Source organism: Mycolicibacterium peregrinum, assembly GCF_001665625.1.
Classification (GTDB): Bacteria; Actinomycetota; Actinomycetes; order Mycobacteriales; family Mycobacteriaceae; genus Mycobacterium; species Mycobacterium peregrinum_B.
Window position 1 is genome coordinate 157,439 of sequence record NZ_LZSY01000118.1, and the last position, 25,908, is coordinate 183,346.

The window sequence follows — 25,908 nt, forward strand, 5'->3', positions numbered from 1 at the left end:
GAAGCCGTCAACTGAAAGTGGGACAAGTGAAGCTCATGAGCATTGGCAAGCCGTTCGGTGTCGCGCTTTCCGCGACGGCGATCGCGGCACTCACGCTGACCGCGTGTGGCAGCGACAACAACGCCGCGGGCACCAGCTCCCCGGCCGCGGGCACCAGCTCGGCGTCGTCGGCCGAGTGCGGCGGCAAGGCCGCGCTGACCGGCGAGGGCTCGACGGCGCAGCAGAACGCCATTGCTGAGTTCAACAAGGTCTGGGGCCAGGTCTGCTCCGGCAAGAACCTGTCCTACAACCCGACCGGTTCGGGCGCGGGCGTGGATCAGTTCATCGCCAAGCAGGTCGACTTCGCGGGCTCCGACTCGGCGCTCAAGGACGATCAGGTCGCCAAGGCCGCCGAGCGCTGTGGCGGCAACGAGGCCTGGAACCTGCCGCTGGTGTTCGGCCCGGTCGCGCTGGCCTACAACGTCGAAGGCGTCGACAAGCTCGTGGTGAACCCCGACGTGCTCGCCAAGATCTTCCAGGGCCAGATCAAGAAGTGGAACGATCCGGCGGTGGCCGCGTTGAACGCCGGCACCACCCTGCCCGACCTGGACATCAAGCCGATCTACCGGTCGGATTCCTCGGGCACCACCGACAACTTCCAGAAGTACCTGGCCGCCGCCGCTCCGCAGACCTGGACCAAGGGCGCGGGCAAGGAGTTCCAGGGCGGTGCCGGCGAGGGTGCGCAGAAGTCCTCCGGCGTCGTGCAGGCCGTTCAGGCCACCCCCGGCTCGATCGGCTACGTCGAGAAGAGCCCGGCCGCCGCGGCCGGCCTGCCCTACGCCCAGATCGACAGTGGCGCCGGCGCGGTCCCGCTGGACGACCAGTCGACCACCAAGGCCGTCGGCGCCGCCACCTTCAAGGGTGAGGGCAAGGACCTGGTGCTGGATCTGAACGCGCTGTACGCCTCGAAGGAAGCCGGTGTCTACCCGCTGGTGCTGGCCACCTACGAGATCGTTTGCTCCAAGGGCTACGACGCCGAGACCGCAGCGGCAGTGAAGTCCTTCCTGACCGTGGCCGCCAACGAGGGCCAGGCCAGCCTGTCGCAGGCCGGATACATCGCGCTGCCCGACGAGTTCAAGCAGCGCCTGCTGACCTCGGTCGAGGCCATCGCCTAGTAGCCGGACTGGCTTTAGAGGACGGATTTGGGCGAGGATGGATTTACCGACCGCATGACGACCAGGGGCCCCGACGGGACGACAGTGACAACGCCGAATCCAGCTGATTCGGGGTCAGGGGAGACGCTCGCCTCCCCCCACCCCGAGCCGGCACCTATATCCACCAATCCGTCCAAGGGAGCCAAGGTTCGCCTTGGCGACCGAATTTTCCGTGGGCTCGCCGAAGGCTCAGGCGTCCTGATCGTCGCGCTGATCGCGGCGATCGGGGTGTTCCTGCTCTGGCGCGCAGTTCCGGCGCTGGCCCGTAACGAGGAGAACTTCTTCCTCTACGGCGGCAACTGGATCACCACCGACACGTCCGCGATGCACTTCGGCATCTTCGATCTGCTGCAGGTGACGGTGTTCGTCTCCCTGTTCGCCCTGGTGCTGGCGATGCCGGTGGCCTTGGGCATCGCGATCTACCTCACCCAGTACTCGTCGAGGCGACTGGCGGGTCCGCTGGGCTATCTGGTGGACCTGCTGGCCGCGGTGCCGTCGATCGTCTACGGCGTCTGGGGCCTGTACGTACTGGCGCCGGCGATCAAACCCTTTGCCGTTTGGCTCAATACGAACTTGGACTGGCTGTTTCTGTTCAAGACGGGCAACGCCTCGGTCGCCGGAGGTGGCACCATCTTCACCGCAGGCATCGTGCTTGCGGTGATGATCCTGCCGATCATCACCGCAGTGACCCGCGAGGTGTTCACCCAGACCCCGCGCGGCCAGATCGAAGCCGCGCTGGCGCTCGGCGCCACCCGCTGGGAAGTGGTGCGTACGACGGTGCTGCCTTTCGGCTTGTCCGGCTACATCAGTGGCGCGATGCTCGGTCTGGGCCGGGCGCTCGGTGAGACCATCGCACTGCTGATCATCCTGCGCGGCACCCAGACCGCGTTCAGCTGGTCGCTATTCGACGGCGGCTACACCTTCGCCAGCAAGATCGCAGCCACCGCAAGCGAATTCAACGATCAGTACAAGGCGGGCGCCTACATTGCCGCCGGCCTGGTGCTGTTCATCCTCACCTTCGTGGTGAACTCGCTGGCTCGCGCCGCGGTCGCCGGAAAGGGACGCTCATGACCTCCACGCTTGAGCGGCCGGTCAAGGCGCCTGCGTTCCAGGGCGTGAGTCTGCGCCGCAAGCTGACCAACCACCTCGCCACGGTGCTGGTGACCATGTCGTTGCTCGTCGCCCTGGTGCCCCTGGCCTGGGTGCTGTACTCGGTGATCGTCCGTGGCTGGAGCGCATTGACCTCAGCCACATGGTTCACCAACTCCCAGGCCGGGATGACGACGTTCACCGCAGGCGGCGGTGCCTACCACGCGATCGTCGGAACCCTGCTGCAAGGCATCGTGTGTTCGCTGATCTCCATTCCGATCGGCGTGATGGTGGGTGTGTACCTGGTCGAGTACGGCGGAGGTACCCGCCTCGGCAAGGTCACCACGTTCATGGTGGACATCCTCACCGGTGTGCCCTCGATCGTCGCCGCACTGTTCATCTACGCATTGTGGGTGGCCACGCTCGGGTTCGGCCGGTCCGGCTTCGCGGTGTCACTGTCGTTGGTGCTGTTGATGATTCCGGTGATCGTGCGGGCCACCGAGGAGATGCTGCGCATCGTCCCGATGGATCTGCGCGAAGCGAGTTATGCGCTGGGCGTACCGAAATGGAAGACCATCGTCCGCATCGTGATCCCGACGGCGCTGTCGGGCATCGTGACCGGGATCATGCTGGCGCTGGCCCGCGTGATGGGCGAGACCGCGCCGTTGCTGATCCTCGTCGGTTACGCCCAGGCGATGAACTTCGACATGTTCGGCGGCTTCATGGGATCGCTGCCGGGCATGATGTACGACCAGATCTCGGCGGGTGCCGGCGCCAATCCGGTGCCCACCGACCGCCTGTGGGGTGCGGCGCTGACGCTGATCCTGCTGATCGCGCTGCTCAACATCGGCGCTCGCACGGTTGCCAAACTCTTTTCCCCCAAGAAGGTGTAGGAACTATCCATGGCCAAGCGGCTGGATCTCAAGGACGTCAACATCTATTACGGCGCGTTCCATGCCGTTGCCGAGGTTTCGCTGTCGGTGCAGCCGCGCAGCGTGATGGCTTTCATCGGCCCGTCGGGTTGCGGTAAGTCGACGGTGCTGCGGACGCTGAACCGCATGCACGAGGTGATCCCCGGCGCTCGCGTCGAGGGCTCGGTGCTGCTCGACGGTGAGGACATCTACGGCGCCGGGGTGGACCCGGTGGGTGTGCGCAAGACGATCGGCATGGTGTTCCAGCGTCCGAACCCGTTCCCCACCATGTCGATTCGTGACAATGTGGTGGCCGGTCTGAAGCTGCAGGGCGTGCGCAACAAGAAGACCCTGGACGAGGTGGCGGAACGCTCGCTGCGCGGCGCCAACCTGTGGAACGAGGTCAAGGACCGGCTGGACAAGCCGGGCGGTGGCCTGTCCGGTGGTCAGCAGCAGCGGTTGTGCATCGCCCGCGCGATCGCGGTGCAGCCCGATGTCCTGCTGATGGATGAGCCCTGCTCGGCGCTCGACCCGATCTCGACGCTGGCCATCGAGGACCTGATCTCTACGCTCAAGCAGGATTTCACGATCGTCATCGTCACGCACAACATGCAGCAGGCCGCCCGGGTGAGTGATCAGACCGCGTTCTTCAACCTCGAGGCCACCGGCAAGCCCGGCAAGCTGATCGAGATCGACGACACCGAGAAGATCTTCTCCAACCCCACCCAGAAGGCCACCGAGGACTACATCTCGGGCCGCTTCGGCTGAGTCTCCTCCCACATTTCTTCCGCGAGCAGACGCAGACTCGCACTATCTGACTCGTGAACGTGCGATTTCACGTCTGCTCGCGAGGGATCAGGGTGTGAGCACGACGCGGGTTCCCGAGGGCTCCCCGCCGGCCCAGACCTCGGCAACGTCGGCCAATGCCCTTGGCTGGGTGCGTAATTCGAGCCGGCCGTCGGCGACCATCTGAAACAACTCCGGCAGCGCCTCGGTACGGGCCTTGACCAGGACCTCGGGCGGGACACTGCCGATGCCGACCCCGCTCAGGGTGATCCCGGTGCCGCGCAGCACCCCGGCGTCCAGGGGCAGCGTCGGCCCCGCCATCGACCCGATCTGCACGAACCCGGTCGGGTGGTAGTGCGCGGCCGGATGGGCGCCGGCCAGGGCGGTGAGCGCCTCCGCGGCGGGCTCGCCCCACAGGTAGTCGAGCACTGCGTCGAACGGGCGCTCGGCGTGCATCTGAGCGACCACGGCACCCAGGTCCTGCTCGCCCATGGCGATGGTCGCGTGCGCCCCGGCCGACCGCAGCCACGCAAGCCGCTCGGTGTTGCGTCCGGCCGCTACCACCATCCCGGCGCCGAACATGGCCGTGGCCAATTGCACTGCCATCGAACCGGTTACGCCGGTGGCGCCCAGTACCAGTACGTGATCGCCGGGCTTGACGGCCGCGGCGTGCGCCAGTGCGGTCCAGGCCGAGATGCCCGGATTGGGCAGCGCGGCGGCAGTCACCGAGTCGACGTGCTCAGGGATCTCGACGCCACCGTCTGGCTGGACCAGCGCGCGCTGCGCCATCATGCCGGAGGACCCCAGCGCACCGGTGTAGATCCGACGGCCGTCGGCGAGCCGGGCGATGCCGTCCACGCCGGGAATGGCTGGGAGATGAATCTCCTTGCTGGCGTAGTGCTTTCCTGACACCAGGGCTCGGGTGAGGTTGGTCAGGGCCGACGCCTCGACCTCGGCCACCTCGGCTCCGTCGCGCGCTTCGGGCTCAGGGACCTCGGTATAGACGGGGTGTCGCCCCCACTCGGTGACCACGGCAGCCAACATGGCGACTCCTTTGGTTTCTGAAGATATGGTTTCTATGGAAACAATCTACGCATCGCCGCGGTCGGTGGCAAGATGGTTTCCGTGAAAACCAAACTCGAGCTGATCGACGCCATCACGGCACTGATCGCCACGGTGGGCGATCGGCTCGGTAACGACGGGGACGGCGACGCGGAGCGTGATTTCATGGCCGCCGGATGCCCGCAGCGCCTGCAGCAGTTGGTGCGGACGCTACCCACGTCCTCGATGCACCTGCTGGCAGAGATCGCCGAAGGTCCGGTCAGTGTCGTCGGGCTGGCGGCGCGCTCCGGCCGGCTCAAGGGCACGGTCTCCAAGCATGTGCAGCGACTCGTGGAGGCGGGCCTCGTCGTCCGCACGCCGGTGCCCGGCAACCGCAAGGAGATCGAGCTCGGTCTGACCGTGGACGGAGAACTGGTCGCCGACGTGCACCGGAGGATGCACGACGAGATGAACCGTGGGGCCCGTGACTTCCTGCTGCGCTACAGTGGGGCTGACCTGCAGGTATTGGTGAAGATCCTGGGGGACCTGGCCGGGGCGCACAAGGACGGGGTCCGCCTCGTGCCGCCCGACCGGTCCTGAGTTCTACTTCGAGGAAACGGAGTCGTCTTCCGGGTAGGAGCCGGTGACCTGGAAGATGACCCGACGGGCGACCTCGACGGCGTGATCGGCGAAGCGCTCGTAGAAGCGGCTCAGCAACGTCACGTCGACGGCAGCGGTCACGCCGTGCTTCCACTCCCGGTCCATCAGCACCGAGAACAGGTGGCGATGCAGGTCATCCATCGCATCGTCTTCCTCCTGGATCCGCGCGGCCTTCTCCGGATCCTGGGTGAGCAGCACCTCACGCGCGGCGTGTCCCAATTCGACCGCCACCCGGCCCATCTCGGCGAAGTAGCCGTTCACTTCCTCCGGCAGCACGTGCTGCGGGTGGCGCCGGCGCGCGATCTTCGCCACATGCAGTGCCAGCGCGCCCATCCGGTCCACATCGGCGACGATCTGAATCGAACCCACCACCGAGCGCAGATCACCGGCAACCGGCGCCTGCAGCGCGAGCAACACGAACGCAGACTCCTCGGCCTGGGTGCTCAGCGTGCTCATCTGGTCGTGATCGCTGATCACCTGTTCGGCAAGTGCCAGATCGGCCTGCAACAGCGCCTGGGTGGCGCGCTCCATCGCGGTACCCGCCAACTCGCACATGGCTCCGAGTTGGTCCGTGAGTGAATGCAGCTGCTCGTGGTATTGGGTACGCATGCTGCAAGATTAGGCGGTCAGCGGCCGTGTCGTCACGATGCAACGGTGAACGAACGGTGAATGCCGTCCATGCGGGTCACCGGCTTATTCGCAGGTGGTGTCCGCGGCGTTGGTGACGGTCAGGTCCTCGGGCAGATGTGTCGGGCTGGCGCCGCTGCCCTTCAGCACGTGCACCTGCACTTCCGACCCGCTCGGGGTCGGGGCGTTCACCGTGTAGAAATCAGAGCCCAGCACCACCTGCACCACGCTGCCCATGCCCGTGACCCGCTCGATGGTCGGGTTGGTGAAGGAGCTGGCCACGGTCGCGGCCGCCTCCTCGTTCCCGGGGGAGAAGAACACCGTGGTCGCCGGCAGCGTGCTCGGGTAGTCGTCGGGGGTGTTGACGTTGAAGCCGTGTTCCTGCAGTTCGGTAGCCGCTGTGGAGGCCAGGCCGCTCTGGCCCGTCGAGTTCGACACCTGCACCGTGACCTGCTGCGGTTCGGTGGTGATGGCGTTGACCATCTCACCGCTGTCGGTGGCCGGCGCGGGCGCCGGAACCGACGAGGGCGTCGCTGATGCTTCGGGGGGAGCGGCAGCCTGGACGGACGATGTCGCCGATTCGGGAGTGCCCGGGACCGGGGTGTTGTCCGGGTTCTTCTCACCAGGGAGCGGGTCGTCGTTGATGATCGCGTCGAACAGGGAACGCATGTCGTCGGTTCGCGGGACCTCGTTGCCGTACTCGTCGGCGTAACCCACGGTCGGCACCGTCACGAACGTGATCCGGCCCGCGTTCACCCCTTGGACCGACTGCCCGAGGTCGACGAGGTCCCTGGTCCTGATGTTGTCGACGAAGCTATCGCTGATGAACATGTTGACCACGTTGTTCAGCTTGTTCAGCGAGAAGAAAGTGTCGCGGGAGATGAGCGTCCGCAGGAGCGACGAGAGGAACAGCTGCTGTCGTTTGATGCGGCCGTAGTCCCCGTTGTACTCGGTGGTGACCTGGCGGGCCCGCACGTAGTTCAGCGCGGTGTGGCCGTCGATCGTCTGACGACCGGCGTTGGCCAGCACGGTGCCCAGCTCGTAGTCCTCAAGCGGGGTGGTGCTGCACACCTCTATCCCCCCGAGTGCGTCGACCATCTTCGAGAAGCCGGCGAAGTCGACGGCCATGAACCGGTTGATGGAGAGGCCGGACAGCTTCTGGATCACCTTCACCAGGCATTTCGGACCGCCGAAGGCGAAGGCCGAGTTCAGCTTGGTTTCGGTGTAGACCTCGTCCGGGCCGTAGGTCTCCGTCTCTTCGTCGTACAGCGGGCCATACGTCGCGGTCTCGGCGTTCCAGGGCTCGCACTTCATCGGAGTGATCGAGAGGTCACGCGGGAACGACACGGCGACCACACGTCGCCGGTCCGCGGGGATGTTGACCAGCATGATCGTGTCCGACCGGGCGCCACCGGCGTCCTCGGTGCCGCCGGCGCCCATGCCGCCGTTTTCACCGAACCGGCTGTCGGTGCCGACGATCAGGAAGTTTTCGTCACCGAACTGAGCGTTGGGGTCGACGATGTCGCGCGAATTGAGGTCGAGCGCGGCCACCTTGTTGAGGCTGTTGTTCTTCGAGCTCTGCCACTGCCAGGCCCCGCCGGTCAGCACCAGGGTGAGGACCGCGAGCATCGCCGCGGCGGCTCGGCCGGCCAGCATCACGCGGCGGTTGATCGGTGGCCGCACCCGTTCGATCTCGTCGGTGTCGGCGCGATCGTGCTCGGAATCGTGCTCGTCCGCCGAGGTCGGGCGGACCCGCCACGACGGGCGTGCCTTGGGGACGTCGTACTCGTAGACCGCCAGGGCCGGCAATACGTCGGTGTTCTCGACGTCGATCTCGCGGTGATCCGGCGAGGCCTCGAAGGGCTCCTCGAAGCGTTCCTCGAAAGGTTCCGGGTAGTCCTCGGCCTCGGGAGAATCCCGGGGTTCGTCGAGTTCGGCGTCGATCCGCACCGCTTCGATCACGTCGGTCGGGTCGGGCACCCGCGGGCGGACGTACGCCGGTGCGTACGCAGGTTCAGGTTCGACTTCGAGCTCGGGTTCAGGGTCCGGCTCTGGCTCCGGGTCCCAGGCGTGGGCGGGCTCGGACTCGGGCTCCGGCTCCGGATCCCAGGCGTGGGCGGGCTCGGACTCGGGCTCCGGCTCCGGATCCCAGGCGTGGGCCGGTTCCAGGTCGGGCTCGGGCTCGTCGGGTTCCAGCCGATGACGGGTCGGTGCGTATCCGGTTCCGGCGACCTTGGCGATCAGATCGGCGACAGTTACCCCGTCGGCGTGACTGCCGGTGGGCTCATCGAGGGGCGAATCATCGGGTGAAGGCGGATCCTGGCGTTCCCACGGCGCGGCGCCTGGCAAAGGTTCCCGGGATCGGGTAATCCATTGGTTGTCCGACGAATCCTCCGGAGCGCGGCGCCGACGGCCGGGAGTGGCGTTATCACCGTCACTCATGTCGTTACCGGCCTCCGACTCTTCGAACTAGTGCATGCGCGTCGGTGCGCATCGTTCCTGCGTTGTGTGAATGGGTGCTGCTGAGGTTTTCTCCTCATCTCTTCTAGCAGCACTGTGCCGGACTGGCTACCTGAGCCGGCCGCGGCAAGGTTTTCATCGTACTGAGCGACCCTGAGCCTGAGCTAGACCCAACCCGGTGACAGTGCCGTCTCGATGTCATCTCGGAGCGAGCCCAGCTCAGCCCCCGGAATGCATCACGTCGGCTCCGGCCGGCACCGCGCAGTCGTCGGGATCGTCGAGCCACCCCTCGGGCAAAGACACCGAGGCGGCCGAACCCTGGCGCCCACGCGGACCGGTGGCCGCGGGCGGGAACGGGGCGTCGCCGTCCAGTTGGTCGAGCAGCGCGTCGAGTTCGGCCCGGGTCTTGACGAGCGCCAGTCCACGCCGCAGGTCGGCGCCGGCGGGGAACCCGTGCATGTACCAGGCCACGTGCTTGCGGATATCGCGCATGCCCTTGTCCTCGCCGAAGTGGTCGCTGAGCAACTCGCCGTGGCGGCGCACGATGTCGGCCACCTCGCCCAGGTTCGGCGGGGTGGCAGCGGGGCGCCCGTTGAAGGCCGCCGAGAGTTCGGCGAACAGCCATGGCCGCCCCAGGCAGCCGCGGCCGATCACCACGCCGTCGCACCCGGTCGCGGCCATCATCGCCAGTGCGTCGTCGGCTTCGAAGATGTCGCCGTTGCCCAGCACCGGAATGCTGGTGACATGGGCCTTGAGTGCCGCGATCTGATCCCAGTCGGCCGTGCCCGAATAACGTTGTGCCGCAGTGCGGGCGTGCAGTGCGACGGCTGCCGCGCCTTCTTCTGCGGCGATCCGTCCCGCGTCCAGGTGGGTGTGGTGGGCGTCGTCGATGCCGATCCGGAACTTCACCGTCACCGGAATATCGGTGCCTTCGACACCACGGACCGCGGCCGCCACGATCTGACCGAACAGGCGCCGCTTGTACGGCAGGGCCGATCCGCCGCCACGCTTGGTGACCTTGGGCACGGGGCAGCCGAAGTTCATGTCGATGTGGTCGGCCATGCCCTCGTCGGCGATCATCTTGGCCGCGAGGTAGGTGGTCTCTGGGTCGACGGTGTAGAGCTGCAGCGACCGCGGTGATTCGTCGGGCCCGAACGTCGTCATGTGCAGGGTCACCGGATGGCGCTCGACCAGGGCCCGGGCGGTGACCATCTCGCAGACATAGAGGCCGCTGACGGTGCCGGCACGGGCGATCTCGAGCTCGCGGCACAGTGTGCGGAATGCCACATTGGTCACCCCGGCCATCGGGGCGAGTACGACCGGGCTTGGCAACGCGAACGGCCCGATCCGCAGCTGGGATCGGGCCGACGCTGCAGTTGCAGGAGGCGTGGCGGTCAGGGTCATGAAGACGAAGACGACACCAACAGGTTCTTCATGGCCTTCTTCTCGGCCACCTTGCGCTCGCGCTCCAGGCGACGCTCCTTGGCCACCTCGAACTTGTCGCAGGCGTCCTCGAGCTCCTCGACGATGCGGCCGATGTCGTCACGCAGGCGTGCACCCTCGCCCGTGAAGTCCTCGCGCTCGAAGATGCGCCACTTGCGCAGCACCGGCATCACCACGTCGTCCAGGTGGATGCGTGGGTCGTAGACGCCACCGACCGCGATGATGACGGCCTTGCGGCGGAAGTCGGGCACGGTGTACCCGGGCATCTTGAAGTTGTCCAACACCCGGTGCAGCGAGGCCATGCCCTGGTTGGGGGCAATGTCCAGGCCGGCCGCCGAGACGTCGCGGTAGAAGATCATGTGCAGGTTCTCATCGGCCGAGATGCGCTGCAGCAGTTGGTCGGCGATCGGATCGTCGCAGGCCTTGCCGGTGTTGCGGTGGCTGACACGGGTCGCGAGTTCCTGGAACGACACGTACATGACCGAGTCGAACAGGCTCTCGGCGAACAGATCGCCCTGCTGGTTCTGGCCAGGCGAGAAACCGCGGGTGACCTGCTCGACGCGCAGTTCCTCCAGCTCGACCGGGTCCACCGCGCGGGTCACCACGAGGTAGTCGCGCAGGGCGATGCCGTGGCGGTTCTCCTCGGCGGTCCAGCGGTTGACCCAGTTGCCCCAGGCGCCGTCCATGCCCATGTTCATCGCGATCTCGCGGTGATACGAGGGCAGGTTGTCCTCGGTGAGCAGGTTCTGAATCATCGCGGTCCGGGCAACCTCGGACAGCTTGGACTGCTCGGGATCCCAGTCCTGCCCGCCTAGTGCGTAGTAGTTCTTGCCGTCCGACCACGGAATGAAGTCGTGCGGATTCCAGTCCTTACGCATCCGCATGTGGCGGTTGATGCTGGTCTCTACGACAGGCTCGAGTTCATGCAGCAGCTGCAGGTCGGTGTATTCCTGCGACATGTGCTCCACCCTCCTCGCGTCTCGGGGACGCTCAGTTATCTGTACCTGTTGGTAGCAGTCAATATATCTGTGTAACTCGGTGACATCAAGTTGCCCCGCTGGTGTTGCGTGAGCCCTGTTTCGCGAGCCCTGCGCCGCGTGCGATGCGCCGGTAGGATCCGCACGAACATCTGTCGGATACCCACGCTCGGAGGTTGGGCACACGTGAAAATGTTTGTCGTCGGCGCCGGAGCCGCGTTCGCCACCGGTGCGGCCGTATCCCTGCTGTTCGGTGCCGGCATGGCAGCCGCCGCCCCTGACGTGGTGGGTCAGACCTACTCGGACGCCTCGAGCGCGATCGAGGATAGCGGTTCCAGCGCCAAGGTGGCGGTCACCGTGGGAAGCAAGCTGTCCCAGGGGGATTGCATCGTCACCAACGCGTGGGACGCACCGTTCGTGCGTGACGGTAGTCACGCCTCCGGCGAGGTCATGGTCGCCCTGAACTGCGACGGCGCTCATGCCAGCGCCAACCATCCGGGCGCTTCGGTCGCCAGCCCGGCGGGCCGCGAGGCCAAGGCTGCTGACGATCTCGAGGAGGCGAAGCAGGCGTACGCCGAGCAGCAGGCCCAGCTCGCCGAGCAGGAAGGGCTTGCCGAGGCCAGCACCCCCGACGAGTAAGGGTTAATTACTCGATGTGAGCCCCGCTGCCGACTAAAATCCAGGTCAGCTCCCAAAGAGTGTTGCCGTGACACCTTGTCGCGGACCGCGGGGTTGCTGACACGTACGGCCGGAAGCGCCGTCGCCCCACCTCTCCGGGAGAGATCGCCGGACGGGGAAGGTCGGGCCATATGAAGATCGCGATCGGGTTCGGAAGCGCTATCGGCATGTCCGCGGCGGGTTTTGCGTTCGCGGTGATGGGGGCGGGGGCGGCTCAGGCGGCGCCGGACGTCGTAGGGCAGACATACAGTGACGCGGTCAGCACCATCGAGGACGGTGGCGGCACGGCGCACGTCGCGGTGACCGTGGGCAGCCGGTTGCCGCGCGACGAGTGCATTGTCACCAACGCCTGGACCGTGCGCCAGCTGGTGCCGCAGACTTCCGACACGTACTACGAATACCGCGAGGACGTGACAGAGGTGTCGCTCAACTGCGACGGTGACCACGCCACCGAGGCTCACCCCGGTGCGTCCATCGCCAGCCCGGCCGGACGTGAGGCCAAGGCTGCCGAAGACGAGGCCGCGGCCGCCGAGCAAGCGCCGATCGCCGAGGCCAGTACCCCCGACGAGTAGCCGGGGACCTCGGGGAGTCTGCTCAGAAACTGCCGATGCGCCCGAGCAGCATGTCGACGCAGTAGTCGATGAACTGTTCGCGGCTGGCCGGCAGTCTCTCGTCGAGGTAGGCACTAAACAACGCCGTCAGTGCTCCGATCAGGCTGGTGGCGACCATGGCCTGGCGCACCGGGTCGGCGATGCGGGTCAGTTTGCGCTGTAGCAGTCCGATGAAGTTGGGCATCCATTCCGCGCCCGAGCGGGTCAGCACCGGTTCGGATTCCGGGGCCAGCAGCAGCACGCGGCCCTGGGTGGGGTCGTCCACCATCAGTGCGACGAAACGCTCGACCGCGTCGCGGGGCGTAGCCGCCGTGGTCAGGGCCGACATCGCCCGGGCGCAGACGTCGTCGTAGACGGCCCGGACGAACGTGTCACGGTCGCTGAAACTCTCGTAGAAGTAGCGTTCGGTGAGTTCGGCCGCACGGCAGACGGCGCGGACGGTCAGGGCCGGGCCCTCGGCTTTGCCGAGTAGGCCGACCCCCGCTGCGATCAGTTCGTCGCGACGACGGGCCGCGCGTTCCTGCAGCGGAACGCCCGACCATCGGCCGCGTCGTTGACCGGATGGCACATCTACTCCTAAGCTCTGATGACAACGTGTGTAGTCACAATTGAAACAGGACCTTCGTTCTGCCGGCAGAAAGCGCACCTGTGACACAAGATACTTCTGAGACATGCCCGGTGACCAGCGGTTCCGATGCGGTGGCGGCGGGTTGCCCAGCTGCCCCGGGCGGGTACGAGGCACCGCCGATACCCCTCGGGCCGGATTCGCTGACCTGGAAGTACTTCGGTGACTGGCGCGGCATGCTGCAGGGTCCGTGGGCCGGTTCGATGCAGAACATGCATCCGCAACTCGGTGCGGCCGTCGAGGAGCACTCGATCTTCTTTCAGGAGCGCTGGCCCCGGCTGCTGCGCTCGCTGTACCCCATCGGCGGCGTCGTGTTCGACGGCGATCGGGCGCCGCAGACCGGCGCCGAGGTGCGCGACTACCACGTCAACATCAAAGGCGTGGACGCTCAGGGGCGCCGCTATCACGCGCTGAATCCCGAGGTCTTCTACTGGGCGCATTCGACGTTCTTCGTCGGCACGATCATCGTTGCCGACCGGCTCGCGGGCGGGATCTCCGAGGCCGAGAAGCGGCAGCTCTTCGAGGAGCACAAGCAGTGGTACTCGATGTACGGGATGAGCATGCGCCCCGTACCGGAGACCTGGGAGGACTTCCAGGTCTACTGGGAACACATGTGTTGCAACGTGTTGGAGAACAACACCGCGGCCCGTGAGGTCTTGGATCTGTCCGAGCTGCCCAAGCCGCCGTTCGCGTCGAAGATGCCCGACTGGATGTGGGCGCTGCAGCGCAAGTATGTGGTGCACCCGCTGTTCGTCTGGTTCACCGTCGGTCTGTATCACCCAGCGGTGCGCGAACTGATGGGCTACACCTGGTCGGAGCGCGACGAGAAAGTACATCGCCTGTTGGGCAAGGTGATTGGCAAGGTGTTCGCAGTGGTGCCGCGTCGGCGCCGCATGCATCCGCGGGCGCGCACCGCGTGGGATCGGGTCACCGGCCGTCTCCCGGCGGACGCACCGCTGGTGCACACGCCGGCCCGCAACCTGCCGCCAATCGGCCACCGCGACAACGGGATGCACTACTGCCCGAAGGTCTGAGCGGACCGCCTCAGCGCCCGACGAACGGGGCGTTCTGTGGGCAGTAGACCTTGACCGCACCCCGGACCAGGTTTGCCGCCTGGTGCTTGTCGATGCCCGCCTGGTTCATCAGCTGGCTGATCACTCCACGCACCGTGCGGGCGGGCTCGATCTTGCCCTTCGTCAGCGCGTCGCAGACGCCGCGACCGACCTGGCCGGCCTCCTCGGCGGACGTGGTGGGGATTTTCAGGTCGTTGACGATCGTGAAGAACTGGTCGTCCTGAGTGTCCGCGTGGGCCGGCGCGACCCCGAATGCGGCGCTGGCCGCGAGCGCGGCGGCGCCGATCGCGGTCGCCATGGCTCGAGTGCGTAGGCGCCGGGAGAACATGCTGCTGACTCCTTCATGCTGTCGACCTCGACCGTGAACATGATCGTGAGGTTTCTCGGCGATCTCGCCATCTTCGTTACGTTGGGCCGTCCGACCTCAGTGCACCACGATAAACGGCCCTGGCCCACGCCGCGCAGGCCGCGTCGTCGCGTCGCGCCCGTGAGGCGGCCGTAGCGGCTCGGCTACGCGTCTGAAATTGGGCGGCAACGACGCCAGGCGAGGCTGGCCCCATGACGACCATCTATGACCAGATCGGCGGAGGAGAGGCACTCGAGACCGTCGTCGAGGACTTCTATCGGCGGGTGCTCGCGGACGACGAGCTGGCCGGGTTCTTCACCGGGACCAACATGGCCAGGCTCAAGGGCAAGCAGGTCGAGTTCTTCGCCGCGGCACTGGGCGGCCCCGTGCCCTACAGCGGCGCACCGATGCGTCAGGTCCATCAAGGGCGCGGCATCACGATGCATCACTTCAAACTGGTGGCAGGCCACCTCGCCGACGGCCTCGCCGGTGCCGGAGTGCCCGAACCGATCGTGGGCCAGATCATCGCCGCGATCGCTCCGCTGGCCGACGAGATCGCGACGGCGCGCAGCGCGTAATCCGCTGGAGCGCGGAGCGCGTGAACCGCACCGTGACCCGCCTTGCGGCGGGTGTGTGGTGCCCCCAGTAGGGCTCGAACCTACGACCTGCGGATTAAAAGTCCGTAGCTCTACCAACTGAGCTATAGGGGCGCGAGAAGACAGGGTACAAGATGACCGAAATTGGTGCTGCGACCACCTGGTTTGAAGATTTGGGCATCCGTACCCTAAGCTATCGAAGCTCCCAACGAACGAGGTTGATGAGTACCCCGGAGAGATTCGGATTAGGCCCCCATCGTCTAGTGGCCTAGGACGCCGCCCTTTCACGGCGGTAGCACGGGTTCGAATCCCGTTGGGGGTACGCAACGCGGAAACGTGGAGCATGCTGGAAAAGTAAGGCCCTGTGGCGCAGTTGGTTAGCGCGCCGCCCTGTCACGGCGGAGGTCGCGGGTTCGAGTCCCGTCAGGGTCGCCATCACGGCGAGGCACTTCGGTCTAAGGCCGACGGCCTTCCGGCCAGGTAGCTCAGTTGGTACGAGCGTCCGCCTGAAAAGCGGAAGGTCGCCGGTTCGATCCCGGCCCTGGCCACCACTCTTTACCTGCATTGACACGGGTCTTGCACTCGGTTGTCAGTTTTCTTTGTCCGGTTCTTGTCCGGTCTTCGGTGCGTGAATCTCGGTCGCGTGAAGTTGATCGAGATTCGTCGCGACCTGGTCCAGCTCATCGGCATAGAGGTCGCTGTAGATGTTCGCGGTCACGGTTGGCGTGGAGTGGCCCATGGTCTTCTGTACGTATCGAAGGTCAGCCCCGGATTTGCGGGCCAAGCTGGCATAGGTATGGCGGAGATCATGGATGGTCAGTGGCGCCAGGCCGGTCTTCTTGAGGGCTTTGTTCCAGTGCGTATGCCGACGCCAGTTGTTGGAGCGCAGCATCGCCCCATTGGGTGAGGTGACGGCGGGCTCATTGGGTTCCCGGCCGGTGATGCGCGACTTGAAGATGTCGACGACGACTTGGGGGAGCGGGACGGTTCGGATGCCGGCCCGGGTCTTGGGCGGTCCGATGATGATGCGGCCTTCGACTTCTGGTGCCGCTCGTCGGACGTAGAGGCGACGGGCGGTCAGGTCGACGTCCTTGACCCGCAGGCCGACGAGTTCGGACCAGCGCAGGCCCGTGTAGGCCAGGATGGTCACGACGTCGCCCTGGTCCACGCACGCGGTGGCGAGGGTCTGGACTTCCTGCGCGGTCAGGTAGCGGTGCCGTTCTCGCTCAGGAATCCGGCCCGCTGAGACGCCGAGGGCAGGATTGCGGTGGATCCGGCCGTCCTGGTGGGCGACGTCGAGAATCGAACGCAGGAGTCGCAGCGTCGACACCTTCGCCCACGGCCCGACTGTCAAGCCATCGACGAACGCCTGGACGTCGGCGCGAGTGATCTCTTCGACGGGCATATGGCCGAACCGCGGCGCGATGCGAAGTTCCCAGTGCTGGGTGTAGCCGCTCCACGTCTTCGGCGACACTGCCGGTTTCTTGGAGCCGGAGAACTGGGTCCAGATCCGGTTGAGCGGCGTGCGGCCGAGGCGCGGATCGAATCGGCGGGCGCCGAGTGCGGCCTCGTTGTCGCGTTCGGATTTGAACGCCTTCGCGTCCCGCAGTGTCGGGAACGTCGCCGACGTTTCAACCCAGCCTGACGGGGCGTCTGGATCACGGATCAAGTAGCGGACTTGGTAGCGGGGCTCCCCGGCTGCGTTGAGTCGCTTTCGGATGCCGCGCGGGGTGTTGCCGGCCATTACCGACGCACCTGCTTCAGCCAGGACCGGACCTCGGCGCAGTCCCAGCGGCGTACCCGCTCAGACAGCATGTAGCAGGGCGGGCCGATCTGCTCGCCGGTGGTTTCGCGGATCGCCGCCCAGCGGTTTAGGGTCGCGGCGGAGACGCCGAGCAGTGCCGACACCTGATCTGCGGTCAGCAACTCAGGAAAGTTGCCTGCGGCGACGAGAGTCTCCCGGAGGCCGTGAGTGACCATCGCTTCACCTCGCTGTGCGAATCGAGTCGAACCAGGCGCGTGTGCGCTGCAATCCAGCGTCGGCGTCGGACTGACCTCCGGTGACTCCCCAGAGGTCGAATGCCCACCGCTCCAGCGCGGAGGTCGTTGTTTCGCCGCAGCGCTGGATTTCGGCGTTGTCGTTCAGGATCAGGGCGGTGCCGATGACTTCGCCGCAGGACCATCGATGCCGGTACTCGTCCCATCCGTGTCTGCGGACGAGGTTGGCGCGGCGGGTCAGGTCATCGGCATACCGCGCCAGCTGATCCTGGTCGGGTGGTTCGAAGATGGAACTCATTGAGCTGCCCTTCCTGCAGGTGAGCTTGCACGCCCGTATTGCTTTGCGGCGGTGCGGATTTGCTCATCTGACCAGTAGTCGGATCGCACCTTTGTCACTTGCCCGTCCTCGGCGACGACGTAGCCGGTGCCCGGTTTTTCGGGGCTGATTCGGTGTGCGGGTGCGTTGTCGGCCATGCCGTCACCGAGCACCATCGTCACTTCGTCTCGGGATCGCAGTCGAAGCGCGATGGTCTGGGTGAACAGTCCTCGCATCGGTAGAACTTCCTTGCGTGGGTCTTGAAGGAACGCGGCCACCACGATTCCCAGCGCACGCCCCTTCGTGAGGATCCGCGACAGCGAGGTAGCGGCCTCCTTGCGCAGGGCCGGGTCGCTCATGTACGCAGTGACTCCGGCCAGCTCATCGATCAGTAGCACCACAAGGGGCGAGGCCTTGGTTGGACTGTGCTCGCGCGTGTGACCTGCCATCGCGTTGCCGCGCTTGTTCATCAACTTCTCCAGCGCGGCAAGGGTTTCCACGGCGTCGGATTCCGTAGTGGCGATCTTGGTGAACAAGTCGGAGCCAACTGACAATTCGATGCCGTACTTCAGGTCGATTCCGACGAGGCGAACCGTTCCTGCGGCAACGGCGGGCCCGAGTCCACCGGCGATGCCCCAGAACACGGAGCCTTTTCCGGAGCCTGAACAGCCGACCGTGAGGGTGTGTCGGCCGCTCAGCGGCAAGGTCCAGGCTGAGCCGTTCTCGCATCGTCCGAGGGTGACTCGTGCTGTCGCCACTGCAGTCGGCGGCGCGACGTGACATACCGTCGACAACTGCTCCCGCATGACCAGCTCGATCCGAAGCGTGCCGGGGGCGACGACAACCGACCGTGCCGAGTAAGCCGCGGCAGCGTCGCGGATCGCGGGTACGGCGCGCTCCAGGTCTTCGACGGTCTGCCCCATGCGTGCCCGCACCGTCAGCCGCAGCGTGGTGTGAGACACGTCAGTTCCCAACAGCTTTGGATGAAACCAACGTGTCGACGTGGCCTGGCGGCCTTCGTTGTCGCGGCGAGTGACCTGCTCGGAAGCTGACAAGCCGCATCGCTTGCAAAGCTTTTGCCACGAGATATGTGCCCAGAGCCGCCAGCGCAGGAGCCGGATGGGTGAGGCGAACCGTTCCTCGTAGGTTTCCGGTGAGCGCAGTCGCCAGTAGATGAGAACGGCGCTGGTGATGACCACGACGGCAGCCACACACAGGGCGAAGTTGGTCAGCAGGTTCAGCAGGTGGTCGAACCTCAGTGGGGTGTCGGGATCGATTGGTGCGAACGGGTCCGGATTCATGCCGATGCCCTGTTCGTGTTCGCTGTTGGCGACTTGCCTGGTGCTGTCATGCCAGAGGCCCGGTAGGACCACGCGATTCGGGAGAAGTCGCCCGACCGCTCGACGTACGGCAGAGCAATCAGGTCCTCGAGAACCACAGGGGTGAAGGGTGTTCCGCTGGAATTGGTCGGAGCAGTTGGCTGCGTTGCCGCGGCGAATTTGATGGTTACGGTGCGGCTCCGCTTCGGCGCAGCCGGATCACCGTCGAGCACTTCGACCTGCCACATGGGTAGGCCGGTGTCGCGGTCCCTCGCCTGCACGCGGTTTTCGCCGGAGGACTTGTCGAAATCGACCATCGGCGTCACTTCGGACACGAGGAATGCGCCGAGGGAGAAAACCTGGTCATGCCCGATCTGGAGCCATTTAGGGATGGACATTGCAGAACCTTTCGAGTGGATTGGACTAGATGACTATCTAACATAGTCGTCTAGAGGAGCGAGTCAAGCGTTGCGCCGGATTTGATCGTTTCGCGAGGCTTCAGCGCGCTGAGAAGTCGTATTCGAGCAGGTAGGCGGACGCCACCTTCACCGTGTCGCACACTTCGACAGCCACGTCGTTGGTGTCGTAGGCAGTCCGAACCACGGTCAGCACGGGCACTCCGGTCGCGAGTTGCAGGGCTCGCCGCTCTTCGGGGGTTGGCATCCTGGCGCCGACCTCTTCGGTGAACCGGTCCAAGATGTGGCCGGCGTCTTCGAGGCGAGCGTAGATGCCTCCGGGTCCGGTGTCGGTCTGTTCGATCTTGGTGCCCTGGGCGAATGCGGCGGGAATGTATGAGGTTGCCGTTTCGACTGGCCGGCCGTCGGCAAGGTAGCGCCGTGATCGAACGATAACCTCGTCGTCTGGAGTCAATCGGAGACGTTCGGCGACAGTGGGATTCGGTTGCTCGCGCGTCACGCTGATGTTGTCGACCTGCGGCGCGTAGCCTGACTTCTCCGCCTCGACGGTGAACGCCGCTTTGCCGCTCGCTCGATGTCGGCGAGCGAAGCGGTCGGAAGCGAGTCGGCGAATCGGGGGAGCGGGACGAACGAAAACACCGCGGCCGTGTTCGGAGATCACCAGGCCCTCAGTGCGCAGATCTTGTACTGCCTGGCGAACTGTCATTCGGGCAACGCCGAAGTGGTCGATCAACGCTGCCTCGGATGGCAGGCGCTCACCGGCGATGAGCTGGCCAGAGCAGATTGCATCACGCAGCATGCCGGCGATCTGCCGGTATGGCGGCTTGTCGTCCGACCGGTCGATCTGACCAAGTTGCAGCACTGCGCGCCTTCCCTTACATGTCTAGGCGACTAGTCTAGGGAAACGACACGCCCATGTCACGACTGGAGTCGGGCGCAGAGTAGGAGTCTTGCATGGCAGCCACACCGAAGCACTCGGTCAGCGTCGCAGGCATTGTCGTCCGGGATGATGGTCGGGTGCTGGTCATCAAGCGAGATGACAACGGCCATTGGGAGGCGCCTGGGGGAGTCCTGGAGCTCGACGAATCTTTCGAAGTCGGTGTTCAGCGCGAGGTGCTGGAAGAGACCGGCATCGAGGTCGCCGTCGAGCGGCTAACAGGCGTCTACAAGAACCTGACCCACGGAATCGTCGCGCTGGTGTATCGCTGCCGGCCAGTCGGCGGTGAACCTCACACGACCGACGAGGCCCGCGAAATTCGTTGGATGACAAAGGAAGAAGTGCAGTCAGCGATGGTGCCGGCATTCGGGGTTCGCGTCTTGGACGCCTTCGAAGAGTCGCCGCAGTCGCGGGCGCACGACGGCGTGAATCTCCTGTGTATATAGCAGCTCGCGTGCTATCTCGGGAGAAAACGCAGTGTCTGCACTTCGGTGCCGGGCACTGCGGTCCACCCGCCATGCACTTGGTCGCCGTTCTCACGCATCACTTTGGCCGCATCGAGTAGCACGGTATTGAGATCACCGGGCAGCAGCGCGGTTCTGCCTGCGTCGTCATAGAGCACCCAGCCCTCGGTGGACTCGCTCAACAAGTAGGTCACCATGCTCCGAAGCTATCGCGGTCGACCGACAACAAATCGCGATCCGACACATGGCCTAGTCGTCGGGTCCTATCCGCTTTCGGCGAGCCCGTCGACGATCTTCATCGTTTCCACCGCAACGGTCGTGACCTTGGCGATGAGATCGACGATGTAGCGCGGATCGTCGTGTTCATCGCACCAATCGTTGGGGTCATTGACGATGCCGGAGGCCTTGTCGGTCTTGACCTGGTAGCGGTCGACGATCCAAGCCAGTGCGGACCGCGAGCCGAGCATGTAGCGATCGGCCTCTTGCGGGATTCCAATGATGGTCACCTTCGGGTTGTAGACAAGGGTGGTCACATCATCGGCGCTCTTGCCGGTCTCGGGGTCTTTTTTCTTGGCCCACTTCAGTTTTGAAACCCGCCAAGTGTCTCGGACACCGGGATCAACGCCGGGCTTGACCTGGATGTCGACGGGGTACGGCGCTACGGACTCGTAACCGACATGCAGATCGGCCAGTGCCCGCCCGGCTGCGGCCAGTTGCTCGAACCGTTCGCGCGAATCGGGGGTGGGGATGTGCGGCAGCATCTTCCTCAGATCAGCGGCGTAGGTCCGCCGGTAGGCCGGGTCATGGAGCAGGCCGTAGACGTAGAAGAAGATCTCGTCCTTGGTGACCTGGTCCCCGATCGCATCCCGGTACAGCGCGAGGATGTTGTCGGTGATGTTGTCGACGCGGCGATAGCCGTACTCGTCGGTTTCTTCGGCATTGGTTTCGAGGTCCAGGGCGCCATCGGTGTCGGCTTTTTCGTAGGTCCAGCGCGGGAAGAACTGAGCGGTGTAGGTGAAGAAAGAGAGGTCCGGCAATTGGTCGGTAATGAGCGTTGCGAAGGTCGTCCCGTCGCGTGGCGCAAGGACCAGGATACCGGTGTTGAAGTGCTGCGGTGTCGGGAAGATCGAGCGTAGCTGGTACACCATCGCGTTGAACTCGCGCTCGAAGTAGCCGTTTAGCCGGGTGAATGGCCGGTAGGCGGACACCCGTATCGCGGAAGGTTTGAACGAATAGCGCATACCGCGAGCGAGATCTTGCCGAGCATTTCGATTCCAGCTGATTTTTGTGGCGTCAGAATCGATAAATCGGTCGACGTTGCCTTTGCGATCGGCGATCTGGTTGCGCTCGCACCAAGCCGCGTAACCCTCGACCTGCTGGTTGTAGAAGGTGATCGTCCGGTCGATGTTTGTCCTGAGCGCGGCGTCGCTGAAGTTGTAACACCAGGCGTCACGCCCCGTGGCGAGCCCGAGTGAGTAGTTGGAGAAGACCGCGGACGACGGCTGCTTCTTGTCCCCGATAGCTGGCCAGGCGGTGAAGTTGTCACTCCGCTGGTTGATCCAATCACCGTGACTGTTCGGAGTAATAGGCTGCCACTCAGCGGTGTCGAGGGCACTGGCGGCGACTATCGCCAGTTTCTCATCGCGGGTGAGGTTGTCACCGATGTCCCGGTAGAGGACTTCACATGGTCCTGTGTCGGTTGGGTGCTTGATACCGAGGAATACCGCGATTGTTGCTTGGGATCCGGCTCCGAATATCTGGCCACCCTCTTCGCGCCAGTTAGTCTTTCGCATATTGCCTCGGAAGTTGTAGACGTAGATCCGGCTGTACTCGTCGGCGAGTGACAGCCGGATTCCGTCAGCGGTGTTGCCATCGATCCAGCCGCCATTGGAGACAAACGCCACGATGCCGTGATCTCCGATCCTGTCGGTGGCCCACCGGAACGCCCGCAAATACGAGTCGTACAGAGTGCGTTGACTTGTGGCGGTGGAGCGGGCGGCGTAGGTATCGGCGATCCGTTTGTCCAGCGTCGGGTAGGCGAGGTTCGCGTTGAGGTCGTTGGCAGAGTCCTGGCCCACGGAGTAGGGCGGGTTACCGACCACGATGTGAATGGGCGCTGTGATCTGCCGTGCGATGCGGGAGTTGTTCTGCGGGAACATCTCTGTGTCCAGAGAGTCGCCGTCTTCGGTGATCTGGAAGGTGTCGGCCAGGACAATGCCCTCGAACGGGGAGTACGCGGCATCGGTGAGCGCGTGGTATGTGGTCTCGATGTTGACCGCAGCGATGTAGTACGCCAGCAGCATGATCTCGTTGGCGTGCAGCTCGTTTGCGTACTTGCGGGCTAAATCCTCGGTCCGGATCAGGCCGGACTGCAGCAGTCTCGTCATGAAAGTGCCGGTTCCGGTGAATCCGTCGAGTACGTGGACACCCTCGTCGGTGAGGCCGCGGCCGAATGCTTCGCGGGAGGCGTGGTCGGCCGCGCGCAGGATGAAGTCGACGATCTCGGTGGGGGTGTAGACGATGCCCAGAGCGTTGGCCTGCTTGGCGAAACCGATCTTAAAGAACTTCTCGTACAGTTCTGCGATCACCTGTTGCTTGCCGTCAGCGGTGCTCACCTCCGAGGCCCGAATCCGCACCGAGGTGTAAAAGCCTTCCAGGTGGGCGGTTTCGGTTTCCAATCCGGCGGCGCCGAGCTGGTCGACCATGGCCTGCATGACGAGAGACACCGGGTTATGCGCTGCGAATTCGTGGCTGGCGAACAGCGCGTCGAACACCGGCGCGGTGATCAGATGCTGGGCAAGCATGCTGATCGCGTCGTCGCGGCCGATAGAATCGTTGAGGTTGTCGCGCAGTCCTTGTAGGAACTTGTCGAACGCTGCGGTTACATCGGGGTCGGCACCGTCGAGCAGGGCGCCGATCCGGGCGATCAGGGCGGCAGCGATGTCGGCGACATCCTTGGCCCAGTCCTCCCAATAAGTACGAGTGCCGACCTTGTCGACGATGCGGGTGTAGATGGCCTCCTGCCACGCCGAGAGCGAAAACAACGCCATCTGCGTTGTCAGCCCACCGTCCGACACACCGGTCGAGGGATCTGTGTCACCGCTTGGTGCCATCGATGAAGTACCGTCAGTGCCAAGGGTTTCGGGTGTGTCAGTGGTGGGTCCGACGTGTCCGCCGAGCAACCGATCTGAGCCCTGGCCGCTGTCCAGGCCCGGTGTGGCGGCATTGAGTGCGATGGAGTTGACCATCGCATTGAATCGGTCATCGTGGGCACGTAGCGCGTTAAGCACCTGCCAGACCACCTTGAAGCGACGGTTGTCGCCGAGGGCCTGCGATGGCGAGACACCGGCCGGGACGGCCACCGGCAGGATGATGTAGCCGTAGTCTTTTTCGTCGGCCCTGCGCATTACCCGCCCCACGGACTGGACGACGTCGACGACGCTGTTGCGGGGGTGCAGGAACAGCACTGCATCCAACGCGGGTACGTCCACCCCCTCCGACAGACACCGCGCATTTGACAGGATTCGGCACTCGCCGTCAGGCAGCGGGGCTTTGAGCCACTGCAGTTCTCGATTGCGTTCCAGCGCGTTGAATGTGCCGTCGACGTGGTGGACCTGAACGGCCAGGTCCAGGTTCGTCCCGTTCGATTCGCCGCTGTCATCTCGTTTGTCGGTCAACATATCTCGGTATGCGTCAACGACTTTCGGGAAGAGTTCGGCGACCTGCTTTGACGTGGCGATGTCCTTGGCGAACGCGACCGCTCGCCGCATCGGCGGCTCACCTGGCGTGAAGCCTTTGCCGTCGGGGGTCTTTCCGGCGCGTTTGGCCAGTCCGTTCCAGCAACCGACGATCTTCGACGCGTCATCAAGGTTGCCCAGTTCTCCGCCGGCGGCGAGTTGGGCTTGCAGCGGGGCTGCCACCATCTCCTCGTCCACGGTGAGCACGAGGACTTTGTAGTCGGTGAGCAGACCCCGCTCGACTGCCTCGCCAAACGAAAGGCGGTGGAACTCCGGCCCATAGACGGCCTCGTCGTCCATCGACGTCAGGACCGCCGAATGCTCGTCGGCCTTGGCCTTAACGGTCTCGTCGAAGATCCGCGGTGTGGCCGTCATGTAGAGGCGACGGGCGGCGTGCAGGTAGTCGGCGTCGTGAACGCGGACGAAGTTTGACTCGTCCGCGCCGGCCACCGTCACGCCTGTCGTGCGGTGCGCCTCGTCGCAGATCACCAGGTCAAACTGATCGACACCGAGTTTCTGCGCTTCGGCGACGACGGGCAGCGACTGGTAAGTGGTGAACACTACGGTCAGCCCCTTGGCGCGGCGCCGGTGACCCATTTCGGTGACCAGTTTCGCCGGGTTGGTGGTGACCGGGATCGCCACGTCATAGGTGTTGATGTCCTCGGCGGCCCGAGACACTTTGGTGTCCGAGCACACGGCGAACGCGCGCAGGTCCAATTGGGTCTGTGCGGTCCACTCGCGCAAGGTTTGTGAAAGCAGTGAGATCGATGGGACGGCGAACAGGATTCGAGCGTTGTCGCCGTTCTTGGCCGCGGTCTGCTCGGCAATCTTCAAGGCGGTAAAGGTCTTTCCCGTCCCGCACGCCATGATCAGCTTGCCACGATCGTGCCCCGCGGCGAAGCCGTCGAACACCTTCTCGATTGCCTGTGCCTGGTGTGGCCGTGGTTCATGCCGGGTTGCCTCTGCCACGTCGATTTGCAGGTCACCGTCGACCCAGGCGATGTCCCAACTGATCGGTGAATCGGCGATCTCGGCGAGCCCGATCCGCTGCACTGGGATCAGTTGATCCTCAAGGGCGTCCTCGGCGTTGGGTCCCCACCGATCGGTCGTCGAGATGATGATCCGGTTAGTGAACGGGTTCTTGCCCGAAGCGGTGAAAAACGAGTCGATGTCTTCTTTCCGCAGCGTGTGGGTTGGCTCGTAGAACTTGCATTGGATCGCGGTGTACTCACCGCTGTTCCGCTCGCGGGCCACCAGGTCAATTCCGGTGTCGGGCTTGCCTTTGCGACCGGGCCAGTCGATCCACCGCCACACTGCGTCGTACTGCTGCGACAGCAACGGGTCCAGGTCGAAGTAACGCACCATCAGCTTCTCGAACTTCGTCCCGCGTTCGGAGTTCGACGGCGCCTCACGGAATGCCGCCATCACCTCGTGGACTGACCCCATGCTGTGTCCCCCTCAATTTGCGGTTTCGCCAGGTGAGCCTATGCCGATGAGCGGTGGACTGAAAGGTGGCCCCGCGCGATTCGGAGCGGCTTGAATCTCGATTACTAGCATCAGGCGGATTCGTCCACATGGCTGATCGGGTGACGCGACGAGGACTTA

Annotated in this window: 25 protein-coding genes and 4 tRNA genes; 13 read left to right on the plus strand and 16 right to left on the minus strand. The window is 64.8% G+C overall.

Going from position 1 to position 25,908, the window contains the following annotated elements; genetic code table 11:
• The first annotated feature begins 26 nt into the window (after nucleotides 1–26).
• Genes pstS through pstB form a run of 4 tightly spaced genes read left to right on the plus strand, consistent with a single transcriptional unit; the run spans nucleotide 27 to nucleotide 3,961 of the window.
• Entirely contained in the window at nucleotides 27–1,154 is a 1,128-nt protein-coding gene (gene pstS, locus A5779_RS19720; protein WP_064884796.1) for a phosphate ABC transporter substrate-binding protein PstS, read from the plus strand.
• Nucleotides 1,155–1,208: 54 nt separating this feature from the next.
• Nucleotides 1,209–2,264, plus strand: coding sequence for a phosphate ABC transporter permease subunit PstC (gene pstC / locus A5779_RS19725; protein WP_064884798.1), 1,056 nt, complete (start codon nucleotides 1,209–1,211; stop codon nucleotides 2,262–2,264).
• Nucleotides 2,261–3,175 (plus strand): phosphate ABC transporter permease PstA, encoded by a 915-nt coding sequence (pstA, locus tag A5779_RS19730; RefSeq protein WP_064884800.1) that lies wholly within the window; start codon nucleotides 2,261–2,263, stop codon nucleotides 3,173–3,175. The genes pstC and pstA overlap by 4 nt, the downstream gene beginning before the upstream one ends.
• A gap of 9 nt (nucleotides 3,176–3,184) precedes the next feature.
• A complete protein-coding gene (pstB, locus tag A5779_RS19735; RefSeq protein WP_055117691.1) occupies nucleotides 3,185–3,961 on the plus strand; it encodes a phosphate ABC transporter ATP-binding protein PstB in 777 nt (258 codons plus the stop codon).
• 87 nt (nucleotides 3,962–4,048) lie between these two features.
• Here pstB and A5779_RS19740 read toward each other — a convergent pair whose 3' ends face one another.
• The gene (locus tag A5779_RS19740) at nucleotides 4,049–5,023 is read right to left on the minus strand and encodes a quinone oxidoreductase family protein (RefSeq protein WP_064884802.1); all 975 of its coding nucleotides are present in this window, start codon (nucleotides 5,021–5,023) and stop codon (nucleotides 4,049–4,051) included.
• An 81-nt stretch (nucleotides 5,024–5,104) separates the two neighbouring features.
• On the opposite strand from A5779_RS19740, the gene A5779_RS19745 reads away from it, so the two are divergent.
• Nucleotides 5,105–5,620, plus strand: coding sequence for a MarR family winged helix-turn-helix transcriptional regulator (locus A5779_RS19745; RefSeq protein ID WP_064884936.1), 516 nt, complete (start codon nucleotides 5,105–5,107; stop codon nucleotides 5,618–5,620).
• Between the two features lie 3 nt (nucleotides 5,621–5,623).
• Here the strand turns inward: A5779_RS19745 and phoU are convergent, their stop codons facing one another.
• The 4 genes from phoU to A5779_RS19765 all read right to left on the minus strand — a co-directional run bounded on the left by phoU (nucleotide 5,624) and on the right by A5779_RS19765 (nucleotide 11,169).
• Nucleotides 5,624–6,289, minus strand: coding sequence for a phosphate signaling complex protein PhoU (phoU, locus tag A5779_RS19750; protein ID WP_064884804.1), 666 nt, complete (start codon nucleotides 6,287–6,289; stop codon nucleotides 5,624–5,626).
• Nucleotides 6,290–6,373: 84 nt separating this feature from the next.
• Complete coding sequence (locus A5779_RS19755) at nucleotides 6,374–8,749, minus strand: LCP family protein (protein WP_082941759.1); 2,376 nt, start codon at nucleotides 8,747–8,749, stop codon at nucleotides 6,374–6,376.
• 237 nt (nucleotides 8,750–8,986) lie between these two features.
• Nucleotides 8,987–10,120, minus strand: a complete 1,134-nt coding sequence (dusB, locus tag A5779_RS19760) for a tRNA dihydrouridine synthase DusB (protein ID WP_064884938.1) — start codon at nucleotides 10,118–10,120, stop codon at nucleotides 8,987–8,989.
• A 47-nt stretch (nucleotides 10,121–10,167) separates the two neighbouring features.
• On the minus strand, nucleotides 10,168–11,169 hold the full coding sequence (locus A5779_RS19765; protein ID WP_064884807.1) for an acyl-ACP desaturase: 1,002 nt from the start codon (nucleotides 11,167–11,169) through the stop codon (nucleotides 10,168–10,170).
• A 210-nt stretch (nucleotides 11,170–11,379) separates the two neighbouring features.
• Between A5779_RS19765 and A5779_RS19770 the strand changes: the two genes are divergently transcribed.
• Nucleotides 11,380–11,826, plus strand: coding sequence for a hypothetical protein (locus tag A5779_RS19770; protein ID WP_064884809.1), 447 nt, complete (start codon nucleotides 11,380–11,382; stop codon nucleotides 11,824–11,826).
• A 170-nt stretch (nucleotides 11,827–11,996) separates the two neighbouring features.
• Nucleotides 11,997–12,437, plus strand: a complete 441-nt coding sequence (locus A5779_RS19775; protein WP_064884811.1) for a hypothetical protein — start codon at nucleotides 11,997–11,999, stop codon at nucleotides 12,435–12,437.
• A 22-nt stretch (nucleotides 12,438–12,459) separates the two neighbouring features.
• On the opposite strand, the gene A5779_RS19780 is transcribed toward A5779_RS19775, so the two are convergent.
• The gene (locus A5779_RS19780; RefSeq protein ID WP_055117677.1) at nucleotides 12,460–13,044 is read right to left on the minus strand and encodes a TetR/AcrR family transcriptional regulator; all 585 of its coding nucleotides are present in this window, start codon (nucleotides 13,042–13,044) and stop codon (nucleotides 12,460–12,462) included.
• Nucleotides 13,045–13,124: 80 nt separating this feature from the next.
• Here A5779_RS19780 and A5779_RS19785 point away from each other — a divergent pair, with 80 nt between their 5' ends.
• Nucleotides 13,125–14,135, plus strand: a complete 1,011-nt coding sequence (locus A5779_RS19785; RefSeq protein WP_064884814.1) for an oxygenase MpaB family protein — start codon at nucleotides 13,125–13,127, stop codon at nucleotides 14,133–14,135.
• A 10-nt stretch (nucleotides 14,136–14,145) separates the two neighbouring features.
• On the opposite strand, the gene A5779_RS19790 is transcribed toward A5779_RS19785, so the two are convergent.
• Entirely contained in the window at nucleotides 14,146–14,472 is a 327-nt protein-coding gene (locus A5779_RS19790; protein WP_236734814.1) for a DUF732 domain-containing protein, read from the minus strand.
• 260 nt (nucleotides 14,473–14,732) lie between these two features.
• On the opposite strand from A5779_RS19790, the gene A5779_RS19795 reads away from it, so the two are divergent.
• Nucleotides 14,733–15,098 (plus strand): group I truncated hemoglobin, encoded by a 366-nt coding sequence (locus A5779_RS19795; RefSeq protein WP_064884817.1) that lies wholly within the window; start codon nucleotides 14,733–14,735, stop codon nucleotides 15,096–15,098.
• Between the two features lie 56 nt (nucleotides 15,099–15,154).
• Here A5779_RS19795 and A5779_RS19800 read toward each other — a convergent pair.
• Nucleotides 15,155–15,230, minus strand: a tRNA-Lys gene (locus tag A5779_RS19800).
• Between the two features lie 135 nt (nucleotides 15,231–15,365).
• Here A5779_RS19800 and A5779_RS19805 point away from each other — a divergent pair.
• The 3 genes from A5779_RS19805 to A5779_RS19815 all read left to right on the plus strand — a co-directional run bounded on the left by A5779_RS19805 (nucleotide 15,366) and on the right by A5779_RS19815 (nucleotide 15,667).
• Nucleotides 15,366–15,438, plus strand: a tRNA-Glu gene (locus A5779_RS19805).
• Nucleotides 15,439–15,474: 36 nt separating this feature from the next.
• Nucleotides 15,475–15,551 (plus strand) — tRNA-Asp (locus tag A5779_RS19810).
• Between the two features lie 39 nt (nucleotides 15,552–15,590).
• Nucleotides 15,591–15,667 (plus strand) — tRNA-Phe (locus A5779_RS19815).
• Nucleotides 15,668–15,705: 38 nt separating this feature from the next.
• Here the strand turns inward: A5779_RS19815 and A5779_RS19820 are convergent.
• The 6 genes from A5779_RS19820 to A5779_RS19845 form a co-directional block, all read right to left on the minus strand.
• Entirely contained in the window at nucleotides 15,706–16,860 is a 1,155-nt protein-coding gene (locus tag A5779_RS19820; protein ID WP_064884819.1) for a tyrosine-type recombinase/integrase, read from the minus strand.
• Nucleotides 16,860–17,096 carry a helix-turn-helix transcriptional regulator gene (locus A5779_RS19825; RefSeq protein ID WP_062914809.1) on the minus strand — a complete coding sequence of 79 codons (237 nt, stop codon included), beginning with the start codon at nucleotides 17,094–17,096 and terminating at the stop codon, nucleotides 16,860–16,862. Before A5779_RS19825 ends, A5779_RS19820 begins: the two co-directional genes overlap by 1 nt.
• 4 nt (nucleotides 17,097–17,100) lie before the next feature.
• Nucleotides 17,101–17,412, minus strand: a complete 312-nt coding sequence (locus A5779_RS19830) for a hypothetical protein (protein WP_064884821.1) — start codon at nucleotides 17,410–17,412, stop codon at nucleotides 17,101–17,103.
• A complete protein-coding gene (locus tag A5779_RS19835; protein ID WP_064884823.1) occupies nucleotides 17,409–18,731 on the minus strand; it encodes an FtsK/SpoIIIE domain-containing protein in 1,323 nt (440 codons plus the stop codon). Before A5779_RS19835 ends, A5779_RS19830 begins: the two co-directional genes overlap by 4 nt.
• The gene (locus A5779_RS19840; RefSeq protein WP_064884825.1) at nucleotides 18,728–19,147 is read right to left on the minus strand and encodes a hypothetical protein; all 420 of its coding nucleotides are present in this window, start codon (nucleotides 19,145–19,147) and stop codon (nucleotides 18,728–18,730) included. Before A5779_RS19840 ends, A5779_RS19835 begins: the two co-directional genes overlap by 4 nt.
• Before the next feature lie 100 nt (nucleotides 19,148–19,247).
• A complete protein-coding gene (locus tag A5779_RS19845; RefSeq protein ID WP_064884827.1) occupies nucleotides 19,248–20,027 on the minus strand; it encodes a GntR family transcriptional regulator in 780 nt (259 codons plus the stop codon).
• A 92-nt stretch (nucleotides 20,028–20,119) separates the two neighbouring features.
• Here A5779_RS19845 and A5779_RS19850 point away from each other — a divergent pair, with 92 nt between their 5' ends.
• A complete protein-coding gene (locus A5779_RS19850; protein ID WP_064884829.1) occupies nucleotides 20,120–20,548 on the plus strand; it encodes an NUDIX hydrolase in 429 nt (142 codons plus the stop codon).
• Nucleotides 20,549–20,559: 11 nt separating this feature from the next.
• Here A5779_RS19850 and A5779_RS19855 read toward each other — a convergent pair whose 3' ends face one another.
• Together A5779_RS19855 and A5779_RS19860 are read right to left on the minus strand one after the other, a co-directional pair.
• Nucleotides 20,560–20,763 carry a hypothetical protein gene (locus A5779_RS19855; protein WP_064884831.1) on the minus strand — a complete coding sequence of 68 codons (204 nt, stop codon included), beginning with the start codon at nucleotides 20,761–20,763 and terminating at the stop codon, nucleotides 20,560–20,562.
• Nucleotides 20,764–20,829: 66 nt separating this feature from the next.
• Entirely contained in the window at nucleotides 20,830–25,749 is a 4,920-nt protein-coding gene (locus A5779_RS19860; RefSeq protein WP_064884833.1) for a DEAD/DEAH box helicase, read from the minus strand.
• Nucleotides 25,750–25,908 lie beyond the last annotated feature (159 nt).